This is a genomic window from Devosia geojensis (genome assembly GCF_000969415.1).
Classification (GTDB): Bacteria; Pseudomonadota; Alphaproteobacteria; order Rhizobiales; family Devosiaceae; genus Devosia; species Devosia geojensis.
This window is the reverse complement of the sequence record NZ_JZEX01000056.1, coordinates 42,100-57,874: the sequence shown is the minus strand read 5'-3', so window position 1 is coordinate 57,874 and position 15,775 is coordinate 42,100. Positions and strand designations below refer to the sequence as shown.

Here is a 15,775-nt window from a genome sequence, read left to right as displayed (position 1 = left end):
CCCCTATCCCCTCCCCTCAAGGGGGAGGGGACGCGTTGTGCCTATCTATTGGCCGGCGGTCGCGGCGAAGAGCGCGATGGCGGCGGCGTTGGAGACGTTGAGGGACTTGATGGGGCCGGGCATGTCGAGCCGGACCATCTCGTCGCAGAGCTCGCGGGTGCGCTGGCGCAGGCCCTTGCCCTCGGCGCCGAGGACGATGGCGAGGGGTTGCGAACCGTCGCGGGGCTTCAGCGGCGCATCGGCCTCGGAATCGAACCCGAGGACGCGCATGCCGCGGTCCTTGAGCTTCTGCAGGGCATCGCCGAGATTCCTGACCTCGATCATCGGCACGAGGTCGAGGGCGCCGGAGGCGGCCTTGGCCATGACGCCCGTTTCGCGCGGCGAATGGCGGGCGGTGGTGACGACCGCGTCGGCCCCGAAGGCGCAGGCGGTGCGCAGGATCGCGCCGACGTTGTGCGGATCGGTGATCTGGTCGAGGACGACGACGAGGCGCGGCCGCGCGATGTCGTCGAGGCCGAAGCGGGCGACGGGATCGACCTCAAGGGCGACGCCCTGGTGCACCGCATCCCCGCCCAGCAGCCGGTCGAGATCCTTGGGCGTCGTTTCGGTAACGGGAACGTTGCCGATCTCGCCGGTCTCCCTCAAGCGCGCAAGGGCATTGGGCGTCGCGAGCAGGGCCTTGCGGATGCGGTGGGGATTGTCGAGCGCGGCGCGCACGGTGTGGAGCCCGTAGAGATAGACCGGGCCGGTATCCGGATCGTACCTGGGCTTGGGCGGAAACTTGTTGCGGCTCACTTGCGGCTCCGTTGCATGGGTGAGCCCTAGCGCCTTTGCCGGGGTGCGGCAAGTTGCGCGCTCCGCTTCGGGCTGAAGTCCGGGCGAGCGTGCGAGCTGTGCAAAACGGGGCGGATTGGGTGTTGACATGGCCTTGCCCAATCACCATAAACCGCCCCGACGACGCGCTGGCCGCGATCGTCGCCTCGCTTCGGCGCTGCAGTCCGGTTACCCGGACGGACCGGAGGGGTGGGAGAGTGGTTAAATCCATCAGACTGTAAATCTGACGCCTTAGGCTACACTGGTTCGAATCCAGTCCCCTCCACCAGCGAGGCCCGCTTGCGGGCGCGGAAGCCCGTCTGCCGGCAAAGCCTGCCGACCGGGCGGAAGCTAGTGCCGCTCCCGTATCGCCACCCGCAAGTTGCGTCCAGCTGTGCTGTAAGCGCTCTGAGGCCTTGCGCTCGGCGAAAAGTTCGGGCTATTGCAACTCATGCGCGCAGCGCCCGGGCGGGTATAGCTCAATGGTAGAGCAGCAGCCTTCCAAGCTGAATACGCGGGTTCGATTCCCGCTACCCGCTCCAGAATCTCCCCTGCATTAGGCGCTTAACGCCTGTTACGCCCGCCAGCGCAACGATGGGACAGGCAACGATGCCGCGCCTGCCGCCGTTCCCCTGCCGCACGCATCTGCTGCGGAAAGGGTCGTATGGGCGACTTTCTGATCATTGCGGGAATCGCTGCGGCAGCCGCACTCGCTTCGCCGCTCGGCGGATGGATCGCCCTCAAAACCAGGCCGAATTCGCTGATGCTCTCTATCGTCGTCGGACTGGCGGGCGGCGTGCTCATCGGCACCTTCGCCTTCGAGATGATGCCGGAGGCGCTGGCGCGGCTGCCGGTCGCGATCGTGGTCGTCTCGTTCGCCGTCGGGTTCGGGCTGGTCTATGCGCTCGACCTCTACCTTCACCGCGGCAAGGTCGCGGGGCCCGAGGCCGAGGAGAACGGCAAGGTCGAGCGCTTCCACAAGAGGCACAGGCCGCGCGGCAGCATCGTCACCGTCATCGGCAGCGCGACGGCCAGCGAGGAGATCATCGAGGGCATAACGCTGGGGGCGGGGGCGGCGGTCAACACCAGCACGGCCATCGTCATCGGCATCGCCCTCATCGTCGACAACATCAGCGAGGCCATGAGCCTCGGGGCGCTGGCGCTCGACGGCAAGGAGGAGAAACCGAAGAAGGCCACCATGTGGTGGACCTCGACCGTGGGCGTGTCGCTGTTCGTGTCGGCCATGGCCGGCTGGTTCATCCTGCGCGGCCTGCCGCAATGGGCGATCGGCGCGCTGCTGGCGCTCGGCGCCGGAGCGATGTTCAACCTGACCATCGCCGACATGATCCCCGAAGCCGACAGCCACCAGTACCAGCGCTCGTCGGCGATCGCGACGGCGGGCGGGTTCCTCGTCGCCATGGTGCTCGCCAACTTGCAGTGAATGGCTTTATCGTCGTGATCGAGCATCACGAGTCCGCCAATGCACGACACCACCACCACCCCTCCCGAGATCGGCCCCGGCCTGCAGGCCGCGCGCAAGGCCAGGAGGCTGACGCTCGAGCAGCTTGCCCAGATGTCGGGGGTGTCGCGCTCGATGCTCAGCCAGATCGAACGGGGAGAGGCGAACCCGACCTTCGCGGTGCTGTGGAACCTGACGCAGGCGCTGGGCATCGAATTTTCCGAGCTGATCGCCGGCAGCTCCGTGCTGCACAAGCCGGCGATCGGCGTGATGAGCGCCGAGCAGACGCCCGAGATCGTCAGCGGGAACGGGGCGTGCCGGCTGCGGATCCTCAGCCCGATGCAGACGGCGGGCGAATCGGAGTGGTATGCGGTCGAGATGGCGGCGGGCGGAACGCTGGTGAGCGCACCGCACCAGGCCGGGGCCGTCGAGCACTTCACCGCGCTTTCCGGCGCGTTCAGCGTGCGCTCCGGCCGCGAGGAGCGCAGCGTCGCGGCCGGCGAAACGGCGCGCTATCCGGCGGATGTGGACCACGCAATCGCCAATGTCTCGGGCGAGGTTGGGCAGGGGATTCTGGTATTGCTCTACCGCTGAGAACACGTTTGTTGGGCGGCCCTTGACCCGAATTCCAATATAGTGGATTTTGTATCCACTAAACAGGAGGTCGCCAATGCTGGGGCAGTTCAGCCAACATCTGACCGGGGTACTCGCCGAGATCGAGGCGCAGGGGCTGATGAAGCGCGAGCGCGAGATCACGACGCCGCAGGGCGGGCGGATCGCCTTCCGCGCCAATGGCGGCGAGCGCAAGGCCGTCAATCTCTGCGCCAACAACTATCTCGGCCTCGCCAACCATCCGCAGATCGTTGCGGCCGCCAAGGCGGCGATGGACGAGCACGGCTACGGCATGGCCTCGGTGCGCTTCATCTGCGGCACGCAGGACCTGCACCGGGCGCTGGAGAAGCGCATTGCCGCGTATCTGGGCAAGGACGACGCCATTCTCTTTGCCGCCTGCTTCGATGCCAACGGGGCGCTGTTCGAGACGCTGCTGACGGATGCGGACGCGGTGATCTCCGACAGCCTCAACCACGCCTCGATCATCGACGGAGTGCGGCTTTCGAAAGCGAAGCGCTACCGGTTCGCCAACAGCAACATGGACGAGCTCGAAATGCAGCTGAAGCAGGCGGACGCGGACGGGGCGCGGTTCAAGCTCGTCATCACCGACGGTGTCTTTTCGATGGACGGCTATATCGCGAGGCTCCCCGAGATCTGCGACCTCGCCGAGCGGTATGGCGCGATCGTCGCCATCGACGATTGCCACGCGACGGGGCATCTGGGCGAAAAGGGCAGGGGCACGCCGGCGCTGACCGGGGCGGGGAACCGCGTCGACATCATCACCGGGACGCTCGGCAAGACGCTGGGCGGCGCCATGGGCGGATTCATCGCCGCGGCGCAACCGGTCATCGACCTGTTACGGCAGCGGGCGCGGCCGTATCTCTTCTCCAATTCCCTCGCTCCCGCCCTTGCGGCCGGAGCGATCAGCGCCATCGACCTCGCCGAGGCGGGCGATGACCTGCGAGACCGGCTGACGGCGCATACGCGGCGGTTCCGGCAGGGGCTCACCGCCGCGGGCTTCACACTGCTGCCGGGCGAGACGCCGATCATTCCCGTGATGCTCGGGGACGCGGTCAAGGCGCAGGAGATGGCGGCGGCGCTCGACGAGCGCGGGGTGTTCGTCGCCGGCTTCTTCTATCCTGTCGTGCCCCAGGGCAAGGCGCGCATCCGCACGCAGATGTCGGCGGGCCTGACCGACGAGGACGTGACCTTCGCCATCGACGCCTTTGCCGATGCCGGCAAGGCACTGGGCATTATCTAGGAGTTGCCGATGCGCGCACTGGTGAAGGCGAAGGCCGAAAAGGGCATCTGGCTCGAGGAGCGGCCGTTGCCCGAGATCGGGCCCAAGGACGTGCTGATCAAGGTGAGAAAGACCGGCATCTGCGGCACGGACGTCCATATCTACAACTGGGACGAGTGGGCGCAGAAGACCGTGCCGGTGCCGCTCGTCACCGGCCATGAGTTCGCCGGCGAGATCGCGGCCGTGGGCGATGAGGTCGACGGGCTGGCTGTCGGCCAGCGCGTCTCGGGCGAGGGGCACGTGGTGACGATGAACAGCCGGGCAAGCCGGGCCGGCAAGTTCCACCTCGATCCGCACACCAAGGGCATCGGCGTCAACCTGCCGGGGGCGTTCGCCGATTATGTGCGCATCCCCGCGTTCAACGCCGTACCGCTGCCCGACGGCGTCGACGACGAGATGGGCGCCATCCTCGACCCGCTCGGCAACGCCGTCCACACCGCGCTCGCCTTCGATATCGTGGGCGAGGACGTGCTGGTGACGGGGGCCGGACCCATCGGCATCATGGGCGCGGCGGTCGCCCGGCATGTGGGCGCGCGGCACGTCGTCATCACCGACGTCAATCCGAGGCGGCTGGAGCTCGCGGGACAGGTGGCGGACGTGACGCCGGTCAATGTCGCGAGCGAGGATCTGCGCGCGGTGATGGACCGGCTCGGCATGAAGGAGGGGTTCGATGTCGGGCTTGAGATGAGCGGCGCGCCGGCCGCGCTCGACCAGATGATCGAGCACATGGTGATGGGCGGGCGCATCGCGCTCCTCGGCATCCCGGCGCGCCCGTTCCCGTTCGACCTCGGCAAAGTGGTCTTCCGCATGATCACCCTCAAGGGCATCTACGGACGCGAGATGTTCGAGACCTGGCACAAGATGCTGGCCATGCTCGAGACCGGCCTTGACGTGCGCAAGGTCATCACCCGGCGCATGAAAGCCGAGGACTACGCCGAAGCCTTCGCCCTTGCGGCCAGGGGCGAGGAAGGCAAGATCGTGCTGGAGTGGTAGGGCCGTTTGGAGCGCTCTCCAGTCCAGCTATCGCCATCCTGCTGCCGGCCGCCGCGCGGCTCGGCCCGAAATCGCATTCCGATAGGGAAGGTGGAGACGGAGCATTCCCCGTCTGGCGCGGTCGGAACGGCGCGCAACCCAACGATTTGCTCACGTTCCGGAGCGGGAAAAAATGGCATCCACTTTTCCTGAAAACGCCCCAACACCCCCTGCGAACCCCTTGCGCGGCGCGCGCTTTGCCAGTAGACACCTCCTCGCCTGAAGGGGTGTAGCTCAGTTGGTAGAGCATCGGTCTCCAAAACCGAGGGTCGGGGGTTCGAGTCCCTCCGCCCCTGCCAGGCGATAGCCGGGCATTTCAGGCTTTCGCCGCTTACAGCACGATGTCTCGTGCTCCTCCAAGCGGTTGACTATCGGTCATCCGATGTCCGCAACCTTTCTTTTGCCTTGCGCTTACTTAAGCGTGGCGGAGAGGCCACAATGGGCGTCGCGACAAGTCTCCGTCATTTCTACCGCTGATATTCACATCGTTCGTGTACTTGTGGGCTCGCCAAGACTAGAGGTGGGCGCCGTCGGATGATAGGTGTCCTTCAGAATCTGGAGGATACTCATGAGGGAACGGATAATTCCAGCACTCGTCCTTTCGGCGGCGATCTGCACGCAGCTGTTTTTTCTGGGACCGTTGGTGTCTTTGTCCGGCAACCCTAACTCTATCCTTACGCCGAGTCTGATCTCACCATGGCTGATCGGAATTGCGCTGATCGCCACGCCCATTTTTGGATTTCTGCTCTGGCAGACGAATCGACCGAGTCTACGATGGATACTGCCAGTTATGGCTATCGTCGCGGTTTGGATGTACGTGGCGTTTTACGGTTTGGCGCCCAACTTCGGTTCACTGGACGGCCGTCCTTTGGATTTTGCGGCTTACGAGCAGCGGGGGTGGTTCGAGCTAGCCCTCCTTTTGGCAGGGCTGGTCTTCGCTGTAATCTCGGGAAAGCGGTTCATTGTTCCTCTTACAATTGCTGCTGCCTTGTTTGCTGTGGTGAACGCGGTGCAGGTTCTGACGGCCATCGATTGGGGACGCCAGCCGCTTACATCAGGCGCAGCCACGGCCGCAGATCTGACGGCAAGCAATGATTTTGTTACGTCCGCTGCAAGGACCTTGAGGATTCCTGAATTGTCCTCGAGTCGAAATATCATCGTAATTGTTTTGGACACATTTCAGAACGATGTGCTCGAAAGCATTGTGAGGACTGACTCAGTCATTGCGAATGCCTTGGAGGGATTTACAATCTACACCAATGCAATGGGGCATTTCCCATTCACTCAGCTCTCCATAGGAGCGGTGTTGCGGGGAGAGGTTTATGATGGCCGGGAAACCATCCCTGCCTACCTTGAAAGAACAAACGCCCAAAAGCTTCCCGCTATACTCTCAGGAGCCGGCTACGAGGTCGACCTCCTTCCGCTACACTCGCGGCATGCATTTCTTGCTGGACGTGTTTCGCGGTGCCGTGCCTATGCCGAAGTGGTCGATCTTTTCCTCTTCAGACAGGTTCCACTTCTTCTGAAAAGAGCTGTCTATGACGACGGGCAATTCGTGGTAACGCGCAACTGCCCCCAGGCGACGCCAGTGACGGAGCAGGAACAGGATCTGGAAGTCCTCTCGCGCATTTCGCAACATCTTGTTGTGTCCCGCGAGCAGCCAACATTCAAGTGGATACATCTTTGGGGTATGCACCCCCCGGCGAGGTTGGATGCGGACTGTTCAGGCACGGAATCGCATTTTGATGGGGCCTCTGTTCGTGCGCAAGGAAGATGCATTCTCGGAAAGATGGCTGACATCCTTGATCAGCTCAAAGCGGAAGGCGTATACGACAACAGCCAGATTTTCCTGATTTCCGACCATGGTTCCCTTCTTGGTTTTATCGAGAACCAGGAGAACTCTTCTGTGCCGCTTAGGGTGCGGTCCTCAGCGCATCCCACGATCGCATTCAAAGATTTCGGAGCAACCGGACCTTTGGAATTTGACGGATCGCCCGTTGTCTTAGCGGACATCTATCCCACCATCCTTAAAGCAGTCGGCGTCTCAACTGATAAGCTGGCGTTGAATGAACTCTTCGAAGGCCAGCATCGGGAGCGCTTTTACACGTTCTACAAGTCGGCAGCCGAAGCAACCCAAGAGCGCCTGAGCCGAGCCGATACATTCACTATCTCGGGCAATGTTCGCGATAATGCAGCTTGGAGCGTGGAGCCTTCGGAAATCGCCAACATTCCCCTGGGCCGGATCGATCTGGGTACGGACGAGGCGCTGGTATCGGCAAACTATGCCTTCTCCACCGAAGCGGCGGGAGCTGGCTATTCCTGGGTGCTCTCCAACCCTGCAACTGTCGATGGGGTACTACCAGAAGCGGACACCCTAGCAATTTCGGCGCGTGTGCTGAGTCCCCACGAGGGACAAGAAATCAGAGTTTCGGTCAATGGCAGGGAAGTCGCTCTTTGGCAGATATCGACCGTGAATGGATGGGAAACTTTTGAGACGACGGTTTCCCTCGATCAACGGGAACTCGGCGCGCCTGGGGTGATTGCGCTGGACATTCTTATCATTGAGCCCATCAACAATTCGACAAGACCGCTGGGCGTTCTTGTCGACTGGATCAATGTTGAGGGTAAATGACCGACTTCAATATTCCTCAATTCAATTAAATAATACTTCGCAATACTTCAAGTAAATTTATGTTAGTATTTGATTTTTCTATCTTTTTTGGACTCATTGTGTTCTTGGTTCTGCGTACCGGGTGGACTCGCGTGCATCTGCCCCAGACAAACAACTATTCGTTGATAAGCCTCGTATATTCAATTGAAGGGGAGAAGCAGCATGAAGCCTAGGCTCTCGAACGTGCTCCTCGCGGCAGGAGCCGCGGGGTTATTCGTTTCGACGTTCTTCGTTGGGCTTCCGTCCACTGTCTACGGCGCTAATGAGTCAGAATTCTCGGCTCCATTTCTGAATCTGATCCAAGTGTATTGGCCGTGGGCTCTTACGGCAGCAGTCTTGTTGGTCCTGCCCGCACTATTTTTGCCGAGGAGAGCAGCCCACGCGTGGGCCGCTGTCGTGGCGGTCCTAGCCATATACACCTGGGCGCATGGCACGTTTCAGACCCATAGTTTTGGCATAGTCGATGGGCGTGGTTGGAGCGCGGAAGTTCCGGTCTGGCAATGGTTGCTTGATCTTGTCGTATCCCTAGCCGCTGCGAGTGTTGTCTTGTTTATCGCTTGGCGAGCTCCCCGGGCTTTGGCGGTGCTATGTATGGTGATTGCGGGAGGTGCGGTCGCCCAGGCGGTTCCTCAATTCGACGGTTACGACACCGATCTAGCTCCTCCCACCATGGCGAGACTTTCGCAGTTCAATAGCGATAGTAACTCCCTGATCATCCTGCTCGACACCCTGCAGTCGGATGTATTTGAGCAGGTCGTCTTCAACAACCCTGATCTTCGCGATGCGTTCGACGGATTTTTGTTTTTTCCGGATACAGTGGGTGCAGCCCCCACGACCTACCTTTCCCTGCCGACGATTCATTCTGGATTGACCTATGACGGCGATACGCGACTTCAAGATTTTTTCCATGAGGCGGTGGGGGAAAGGTCGGTTCTCTCCGTCATTGCCGATGCGGGTTACAAAAGCGACTTGGTTAACGTCATATTCTGGACCTGCCCCGCGAATGTTAAATGCCAATCGACTCGGTCGGCACTCATGGGAGAGGAAGGAGAATACAGAGGCCAGGCTCTGCGGCTGCTGGATGCCGTTCTGTTCCGCGTGCGCCGTTAGGGCTCAAGAATGCTGTCTACAATCAAGGCGAATGGCTGGTTCAAGCCGTCGCTTCCGATAGACGATTTGTTCAGTTCGCCGTCGAGGGCAACAGCTTCCTGCACGACTTTACCCAGGCGATGAACGCACAAGCTCCTACGCCGACCTCCAAGTTCTTGCACCTATTCACCACCCATCCTCCGTATGTCTATCAGGAGGGCTGCGTATATGCCGGGCGGGAGTTGGAGATATCAGCCGAGAACGACTTCATTCAGGCAACATGTGCGCTCGAGCGTGTTGCTGCGTTGCTGATGCGGCTTAGGGAGATTGGCGTCTACGACAACAGCGCAATTGCGATAATCTCGGACCATGGAAATTACCTCCTCGAAAGCCGCAGGGCTTCGAGTCCGTCGCGTGCTTCTCTCATAGGTTCCGCAAACCCAACATTCGCCTTCAAGCCCGTTCAGTCCGAGGGACCTATCGAAGTCAGGCAGAATGAAGTTCACATCGGCGATTTCGGCGCCACGCTTTGTGACGGTCTTCAGGTATGCAGCGTTCCCCAGGGCGTTTCAGCTCTTTCCCCCTCCGGTGCACGCACCAGGGTTTTCTATGACTACCGCTGGGAAAACGACTTCTGGTCGGCCGACAGCATCGAAACTCTGAAAAAGTACGAGATTAACGGTCCTATCGGGTCATTGTCGAGTTGGTCGTTGGGTGCGGAACTTCCAGTTGGGGAGCCCATGGCGATTGCCGACATGGACAACGCCGGAGATTTTTTAATCTCAGGGTGGGGGGGCCTTGAGGGCTGGGGGGTTTGGTCGATAGCCGAGTCGGCTTACCTAGCGTTCACGTCACCGCCGGGCGCCGGCGCGGTTCGAGTAAGAGCTCGCGGCTTCGTAGCTGACGGGATTCCCCGACGTACAGTATCGGTATCCTATCGCGGCCAAGAACTGGCTTCTATCCCGTTCAGCCTGACCGATTCCAAGGTCGAGTTCGACATTCCGTTGCCGGACGATCGCGAGAATGTGGTCGAGCTCGAGTTCCGGATCACCGATCCAGTTTCACCCAAGTTCCTCGGATTGTCCGAGGACACCCGGAATCTGGGCATAGGGCTGGAAGCGATATCTTTCCTGCCAGAAAACAAGCCCACCTCAGCTCAAATTCCTTAAAGTCGCCCGCATCTGGCGAGTTGCTGATCTGAGTGTATGTCAACCTGATCCGGTTGACATACACTCAGATCGCGAGCGTGTCCGCAGCTGCGCTGCTCAGTGCAACTAGCTCACTCTAAAGCTACAACCGGCCCGTCAGCCGAGCTCAAACCACACCATCGTCCGTCCCGACTTCGAGACCGTCTCCTGTCTGACGATCCTTGCCTTGCCGCTGAGGTGAGCAAGGAACGCATCGAGGGTGTAGTCGGGGAAGATATCTTCGCGTAGCGCCAGCATCTTGACGACGGTGGGGTCGCTCTTGGGGACGAATTCGACCACGCCTTTCGGGGCGATCGCCGTCAGCCAGGCGACGAACTGGTCCAGCGGGACGTTGTGGGCGATCGCCAGGTGATGCTCGAAGGCGAGGGCGAGGACGGCGTCGGCCGTGTATCTTTCCTGGAAACCCGCGCGCTCGTGCTGCAGCCAGCCCTGGCTGGGGGAGGGATTGCGGGCGTCGAGGTAGAGGGGCAGGAAGTTGAGGTTCTCGGCCTTGGCCCTTGCATGCGCCTTGTCGAGGGACTGCTGGTCGAAGTCGAAGCCGGTGACGCGCGTCGCGCCGTTCTCGAGGCTGATCTTGCTGTAGTCGCCCGTGTTGCAGCCGAGGTCGATGACGGTGCGGGCGCCGGAAGCGGAGATGAAATCCGCGACGAAAGCTTTCTTGGCGGCCGTTTCCTCGTCGTCATAGGTCGTCGTCACGGCATAGTTCGCCCAGGTGGTCGATGAGGTGTTGGCGGGCCGCAGGCCCTCGATCCAGCCGCGAAGCTGGCGCAGCATGCCTTTGAGGCCTTCGAGAGGGAGCTTCCTGTCCTTGATCGAGAAGTCCGCCTCGCGCTCGCTGGTGCGGCTCTTCTGGAAATAGGCGGGCAGCACGATGTTGCTGAGCACCTTCCAGCCGAGCCGGCGGCGCAAGGGAATAAGCCTGGCCATCGCATCCGTCGGGATGCCTTCCATGCCTCCGCGGTACCAGGAATTGGGCGCGATATCGAAGTACGAGCGCATCAGGAGCGGGTTGAGGAACTGTTCGCAGAACTGCTTGTGCCCGGCCCAGAACTCGCCTTCGACATAGGGGCGGATCGAGAGATGGTCGATGAAAATCGGGTTCGGCCCGACGAACTGCACATTGTACGCTGACGCGTCGGAAAGCGTGAAGCCGCGGTCCAGCAGATCGAGGTGCAGATCGAGATGGAAGATCGCCGCATCCTTGAGCAGCGAAAAGGACCACTCATACGGGAGCGTCCAGGGCTGGAGCCGCGGATGCTCGAGAACGAACGCCGCCTCTGCGGAGGCGAAACCCCACCGGTCGGCCGGCAGTTCGGTGAAATCGACGAGCCGATCCTGTTCGACCAGTTCGCGCAGGACGTCCCTGGCTGCACGATACTGTTCCGCCGCCCGGGCGGAAATGGTGCGCAGGATGCGATCCTGAGAAGAATAAATGTGTCCCGCGGGGTCGCGAAACGACCCCGGTACGAGTTCCGGATTTTGCTGCATTGTCCCCCGACGCGGCTTTTCGCGTTACTGCTTCTTGCGGCTGAACAGGGACTTGACCTTCCCCCAATAGACCGAAAGCGTCGCTCCGGCGACCGCGACGGCCCCGACGATCGCCTGCAGGATCATGCTGCCGGTGCCCGGATCGAGGTAGGCATGCGCCGGAGCGACCAGGGCGGCAGTGAACAGAACGGCAGGAAAGACCAGTTTCATGCGTAGGCTCCCTCTTTGGAGCTCGCAATGTGATCCAATCACTTCCGGGGTGTCAACCAACTGTCATAAACATGCAATGAAAATGTCACAATTTGGTGTGGCGTCCTCCTCTCAGACCTTCCTCGTGCTTGCTCAAAGTCGCTTGCAGTTGGTTCGAGAGAGGATCTCGGGCGGATCTTCTACATTGGGCCTGAAAGAGGACCATTCGCCGGTTTCCATCACCCTGGCTCTCACGTCATCGACAAACTGGGTACCAGGAAGGTAGCTGCTGATTTCACGCCCCCAGGAGTTGGGCAACAGGATGAAGTCCGAGGACATTGCCACTGAAATCATGTGGTCGAGATCACGAACCAGGAACGGCTGCTGAACGGACATATCGGCACCCTTCTCAAGCATTAATTGCAGCGCGATAGCATCCGGCGTGACTGGGTATGGGGCTATGCCCACGATTGTCGCGGCTCGATAGCCGCATCTGCTCAGTTCGCGCTCAGTGTAGTCGACCAATTCAGCGGCCATCGCCTTGGCGTTGGGATACCTGTTGGCATAGGTAAAAGTCGTCGCCGGTGGAGCCGTGATTGCCACGATCCCCGCAATCGCGATCAGCGCCCACCTGCCGATACCAGTAAGATTTGCCGCCAGCCGAGCGATCGATACACAGATCGCCAACAGGAAAGGCATATAAAAGAACGCGCCCTGGTAAGCCGACTTGTCTCCTGCCGTCGACATTCCAGCGTAAGTTACAGCGATCACGATATAAAAGGCCGCTACACGGCGATCGAAATTCCGCTTGAAGGACATGACCAGGTCAGCAAGTATTGTCGCCAAGCCAATCGGCACGAAGAGGCCCAGAGCGTGCGCTCCACCGTCGCCGAACGAATGGTAGATGGCGTGATAAAAGTGCGTTCCGCCCGTGCGCCAGACATCGCTATTGGTCACGAAGACCTGGTAGACGTATTCATAAACTTGGCGCCCCCATATGATGACATAGGGAACGAGAACGACAAGGGCGATGCCTACCAGCCCGAGCGCAGGACGAATACCAGCCCGCCACTGGTGGCCGAGACAGGCAACGCTGATCAGTAGGCTTGCGCCAAGCATGGGAACGGTGACGACAAACGCGCTCGGTTTCGCCACCACTGCAAATGCGCAAACAAGCGCAACGGCGATTCGTGGCGCTCCCCCAATCTTCGTTAAATCAGCTTGAATTAGAAGGTAAATAGCGGCAGCAAATATCATTCCCGCAGCAATGTCAGGCCTGAATTCTGTTACGATGGCGTGAACGACGGGCGGGTATAGAAGTATAAATGTGATCAGCAAGCTCTGGAGCGTCGTCGCTTGTTGCTTGCGTGCGACAAAATACATAAGGACAGTGTATGCGAGAAGCACTGTGGCATTAAGGGCGTAGGGGGCCCAGACATGATGGCCAAATACCGCGTACCCCGTCATGGCTAACAGCGTGCTTAATGGCGCATGAGGAGGACGATTCAAGAAGGACTGCACAAGCCCCACGACCGAATCCCCTCTTTCGATTGTCATCCTGCGAGCGCTATCAAGCAAATATCCCACGTCGTCGTAGATTGGCGGCATCGCCAACGTACCGTGCCTTGCGCTGAGCGAAAGATTGAGAACTGCAAAGACGGCGGTTAGTGCCGCCAACACTCCAAGCGGCCAAAGTCGAACGATATTCATTATGCGCAGATTCCTACCGATACGCTTCGCGCCGCACTCTAGTTTCTATGAACCCTAACTCGGATGCTTCAGACGACTTCAGCCGTCTTTGGTTCTCTCCTGAATGATGAAGCGCGGCCTGCGCTTCACCTCCATGTAAATTTTGCCGATGTATTCTCCGAGCACGCCGATCGAGAGGATCTGTACTCCGCCCAGGAACAGCAGCGGCAGCACCGTCGAAGCCCAACCGGGCGTCACCGATTGCGGGTTCAACAGCCGCTCCATCAGGAAGTATAGCCCTGCACCGGTCGAAAGCGCGAAAACGCATGTTCCGAGGATTGCCACCGCCCGCAAGGGCGCAATCGAGAACGAGGTCACGCCGTCGATGGCGAGCCGGATCATCTTGCGCAGGGTATATTTCGTTTCGCCGAGCGTTCTGGACATCCGCTTGTAGGGGATGAGGGTCACGGAAAAACCGAGCGTCGGAATCAGACCTCTGAGAAACAGGTTGACCTCGCTGTGCTCGAGCAATGCGGCAAGAGCCCGGCGGGACATCATGCGGAAATCCGCATGGTTCTCTATGATGCGCACGCCCATCAGCGAAAGCAGGCGGTAGTACGCGTTGGCGGTTCTCCGCTTGCCCGAGGAATCGCTGCTCCTGTCGTTGCGAACGCCGAGGGCGAGGTCAGTCCCCCGCTGATAGACGAGCAGCATGGACTTGATGACGCCGATATCGTCCTGCAGGTCGCAATCCATCGAGACGCAGACGTCTGCAGTGACTTCGTGGAGACCGGCCAGAAGGGCGTTCTGATGGCCGAAGTTTCTCGACAGCCGCACGCCCACGACTTCGGGGTTTTCCCTCGCCAGCGCCTCAATAACCGGCCATGTGCCGTCGACGCTTCCGTCGTTGACCAGCAGGATCCGGAACCTGTTCAGGTTCAACTCTGGATCCGCCGCCAGGCTTCGTAGGTGCGTGAGCATCACCGGAACAGTCTGGGGGAGGACGTCTTCTTCATTGTAGCAGGGGACGACCAGGTCCAATGCGTAGTCACTCATGCGAGGCTCGACCTGCGAAAACCCAGTAGGTGGAAAGCACGAACATCGATCCGGTATAGAGAACGGCCGCGAAGACTTGTGCCGCATAGGGCCACACGTGCGCGTTCAGCAGCAGCGCCAGGCATGCCATGTTCAGCAGGTACGAAATCGCGACGGCAACGACATATTTGGCCGCCTCCGGCGTAACATGGCCGCCCGATCGGTAGACCCACCCCTTGTGGAGCCCGAAAGATACCAGGAACCCGACGCAATATCCCGCCACGTTGCTCACGTATGGGTCGATACCCGCGTACATTAACAGAAAGATGACAAGAAAGCCGATGCCGCTGTTGAGTATTCCGACTGTCGCGAAGCGGCCGACGAGCGCGAGGAAGTTATTTCCGCTCGGCAACGACATAGTACTGTCCCCCCAACGGCAGCCATTTGAGAAAGCGCTCCGAGGGGCGTAGCCCGGCCAGGAAGCCGGGGAAGAACAGGGTATATCCGGTGTGAGCGATCGAAAGGGCGGCGTCCTGCGTCAGCAGCCTTTTGCTTTCACCCATGGTGAGCAGCACTGCGTCCTCGTCAAACGGGCAGGTGGAGACCATTCTCTGCGTGACGGGGTTGTATGGATTGTGCTCGAAAATGCAGATGCGTCCCTTGCTCGAGAGCAGCGTTTCGAGTCGCTTGATGAGGTCGCGGCGTTCGGGCGGGGCGACGTGATGCATGACCGTCGCGATCACGATCAGATCGAACGTGCGCCCTTGCAGGTTCTCGTCCTTGACGACCTCGACGGTCGGGAAGGCACGTTCGATGTGCTGGAGGCTCGCCGCTGATATATCGGTGGCGCTCAGCTTTGTCTCGGGAAAGTGCCGCAGGTAGTGCGGCAGCCCCAGGCCTATGCCCGCACCGAAATCGAGAATCGAATCGATGCCTTCGGGATAGAGGTCCCTCAGCACTTTGACCTTGTATTCCGAAAAGTACGAGCGCTCACCGCTGAAGAACGAAAGCTGCTCCTGAAGCAGGGCCTCATAGCGATCAGCGTACTCGTCGAAATCGACCTTCTGGGCAGACCTGGCTTTCATAGCGACCTTAGGCTGTGCGCGGTTAGCTTAATGCTCAATCCATTTGGTCGAGTCAATCTGGCTTCCTGGCTTCTGCGGAGGAGAAACGGTGCGACCCCACTCTCG

14 protein-coding genes and 3 tRNA genes are annotated in these 15,775 nt (G+C 60.4%); 10 read left to right on the top strand and 7 right to left on the bottom strand.

Annotation, left to right across the window (positions count from 1 at the left end):
- Positions 1-45: 45 nt before the first annotated feature.
- Positions 46-795: a 23S rRNA (guanosine(2251)-2'-O)-methyltransferase RlmB gene (rlmB, locus tag VE25_RS05045; RefSeq protein WP_046107508.1), complete on the bottom strand. Its 750-nt coding sequence runs from the start codon at positions 793-795 to the stop codon at positions 46-48.
- A gap of 222 nt (positions 796-1,017) precedes the next feature.
- Between rlmB and VE25_RS05040 the strand changes: the two genes are divergently transcribed.
- The 10 genes from VE25_RS05040 (at position 1,018) to VE25_RS04995 (ending at position 10,145) form a co-directional block, all read left to right on the top strand.
- Positions 1,018-1,102: transfer RNA gene (locus tag VE25_RS05040), tRNA-Tyr, on the top strand.
- Positions 1,103-1,281: 179 nt separating this feature from the next.
- Positions 1,282-1,355, top strand: a tRNA-Gly gene (locus VE25_RS05035).
- Positions 1,356-1,477: 122 nt separating this feature from the next.
- Positions 1,478-2,254 carry a ZIP family metal transporter gene (locus tag VE25_RS05030; protein WP_046107507.1) on the top strand — a complete coding sequence of 259 codons (777 nt, stop codon included), beginning with the start codon at positions 1,478-1,480 and terminating at the stop codon, positions 2,252-2,254.
- 39 nt (positions 2,255-2,293) lie between these two features.
- Positions 2,294-2,866 carry a helix-turn-helix domain-containing protein gene (locus VE25_RS05025; protein WP_046107506.1) on the top strand — a complete coding sequence of 191 codons (573 nt, stop codon included), beginning with the start codon at positions 2,294-2,296 and terminating at the stop codon, positions 2,864-2,866.
- 76 nt (positions 2,867-2,942) lie between these two features.
- The gene (locus VE25_RS05020; protein WP_046107505.1) at positions 2,943-4,145 is read left to right on the top strand and encodes a glycine C-acetyltransferase; all 1,203 of its coding nucleotides are present in this window, start codon (positions 2,943-2,945) and stop codon (positions 4,143-4,145) included.
- A 9-nt stretch (positions 4,146-4,154) separates the two neighbouring features.
- The gene (gene tdh / locus VE25_RS05015) at positions 4,155-5,177 is read left to right on the top strand and encodes an L-threonine 3-dehydrogenase (protein WP_046107504.1); all 1,023 of its coding nucleotides are present in this window, start codon (positions 4,155-4,157) and stop codon (positions 5,175-5,177) included.
- A 262-nt stretch (positions 5,178-5,439) separates the two neighbouring features.
- A tRNA-Trp gene (locus VE25_RS05010) sits at positions 5,440-5,515 on the top strand.
- Positions 5,516-5,784: 269 nt separating this feature from the next.
- Positions 5,785-7,848: a sulfatase-like hydrolase/transferase gene (locus tag VE25_RS05005; protein WP_083988725.1), complete on the top strand. Its 2,064-nt coding sequence runs from the start codon at positions 5,785-5,787 to the stop codon at positions 7,846-7,848.
- 201 nt (positions 7,849-8,049) lie between these two features.
- On the top strand, positions 8,050-8,997 hold the full coding sequence (locus VE25_RS05000) for an alkaline phosphatase family protein (RefSeq protein WP_046107502.1): 948 nt from the start codon (positions 8,050-8,052) through the stop codon (positions 8,995-8,997).
- Positions 8,898-10,145, top strand: a complete 1,248-nt coding sequence (locus VE25_RS04995; protein WP_160299950.1) for a hypothetical protein — start codon at positions 8,898-8,900, stop codon at positions 10,143-10,145. Before VE25_RS05000 ends, VE25_RS04995 begins: the two co-directional genes overlap by 100 nt.
- 135 nt (positions 10,146-10,280) lie before the next feature.
- Here the strand turns inward: VE25_RS04995 and VE25_RS04990 are convergent, their stop codons facing one another.
- The 6 genes from VE25_RS04990 to VE25_RS04965 form a co-directional block, all read right to left on the bottom strand.
- The gene (locus VE25_RS04990) at positions 10,281-11,672 is read right to left on the bottom strand and encodes a class I SAM-dependent methyltransferase (RefSeq protein ID WP_046107500.1); all 1,392 of its coding nucleotides are present in this window, start codon (positions 11,670-11,672) and stop codon (positions 10,281-10,283) included.
- A gap of 24 nt (positions 11,673-11,696) precedes the next feature.
- The gene (locus VE25_RS04985; RefSeq protein WP_046107499.1) at positions 11,697-11,882 is read right to left on the bottom strand and encodes a hypothetical protein; all 186 of its coding nucleotides are present in this window, start codon (positions 11,880-11,882) and stop codon (positions 11,697-11,699) included.
- A 132-nt stretch (positions 11,883-12,014) separates the two neighbouring features.
- The gene (locus tag VE25_RS04980; RefSeq protein WP_046107498.1) at positions 12,015-13,571 is read right to left on the bottom strand and encodes an ArnT family glycosyltransferase; all 1,557 of its coding nucleotides are present in this window, start codon (positions 13,569-13,571) and stop codon (positions 12,015-12,017) included.
- Positions 13,572-13,649: 78 nt separating this feature from the next.
- Positions 13,650-14,606 (bottom strand): glycosyltransferase family 2 protein, encoded by a 957-nt coding sequence (locus VE25_RS04975; protein ID WP_046107497.1) that lies wholly within the window; start codon positions 14,604-14,606, stop codon positions 13,650-13,652.
- The gene (locus VE25_RS21690) at positions 14,599-15,003 is read right to left on the bottom strand and encodes a GtrA family protein (RefSeq protein WP_052731731.1); all 405 of its coding nucleotides are present in this window, start codon (positions 15,001-15,003) and stop codon (positions 14,599-14,601) included. The genes VE25_RS04975 and VE25_RS21690 overlap by 8 nt, the downstream gene beginning before the upstream one ends.
- Positions 14,981-15,670 (bottom strand): class I SAM-dependent methyltransferase, encoded by a 690-nt coding sequence (locus VE25_RS04965; protein WP_052731730.1) that lies wholly within the window; start codon positions 15,668-15,670, stop codon positions 14,981-14,983. Before VE25_RS04965 ends, VE25_RS21690 begins: the two co-directional genes overlap by 23 nt.
- Positions 15,671-15,775: the final 105 nt, after the last annotated feature.

Excerpts from the sequence above, each read along its gene's own strand:
- VE25_RS05030 (WP_046107507.1), top strand. The coding sequence starts at position 1,478 with ATGGGCGACTTTCTGATCATTGCGGGAATCGCTGCGGCAGCCGCACTC.
- VE25_RS05025 (WP_046107506.1), top strand. The coding sequence starts at position 2,294 with ATGCACGACACCACCACCACCCCTCCCGAGATCGGCCCCGGCCTGCAG.
- VE25_RS05020 (WP_046107505.1), top strand. The coding sequence starts at position 2,943 with ATGCTGGGGCAGTTCAGCCAACATCTGACCGGGGTACTCGCCGAGATC.
- tdh (WP_046107504.1), top strand. The coding sequence starts at position 4,155 with ATGCGCGCACTGGTGAAGGCGAAGGCCGAAAAGGGCATCTGGCTCGAG.
- VE25_RS05005 (WP_083988725.1), top strand. The coding sequence starts at position 5,785 with ATGAGGGAACGGATAATTCCAGCACTCGTCCTTTCGGCGGCGATCTGC.
- VE25_RS05000 (WP_046107502.1), top strand. The coding sequence starts at position 8,050 with ATGAAGCCTAGGCTCTCGAACGTGCTCCTCGCGGCAGGAGCCGCGGGG.
- VE25_RS04995 (WP_160299950.1), top strand. The coding sequence starts at position 8,898 with ATGCCAATCGACTCGGTCGGCACTCATGGGAGAGGAAGGAGAATACAG.
- VE25_RS04990 (WP_046107500.1), bottom strand. The coding sequence starts at position 11,672 with ATGCAGCAAAATCCGGAACTCGTACCGGGGTCGTTTCGCGACCCCGCG.
- VE25_RS04985 (WP_046107499.1), bottom strand. The coding sequence starts at position 11,882 with ATGAAACTGGTCTTTCCTGCCGTTCTGTTCACTGCCGCCCTGGTCGCT.
- VE25_RS04980 (WP_046107498.1), bottom strand. The coding sequence starts at position 13,571 with ATGAATATCGTTCGACTTTGGCCGCTTGGAGTGTTGGCGGCACTAACC.
- VE25_RS04975 (WP_046107497.1), bottom strand. The coding sequence starts at position 14,606 with ATGAGTGACTACGCATTGGACCTGGTCGTCCCCTGCTACAATGAAGAA.
- VE25_RS21690 (WP_052731731.1), bottom strand. The coding sequence starts at position 15,003 with ATGTCGTTGCCGAGCGGAAATAACTTCCTCGCGCTCGTCGGCCGCTTC.
- VE25_RS04965 (WP_052731730.1), bottom strand. The coding sequence starts at position 15,670 with ATGAAAGCCAGGTCTGCCCAGAAGGTCGATTTCGACGAGTACGCTGAT.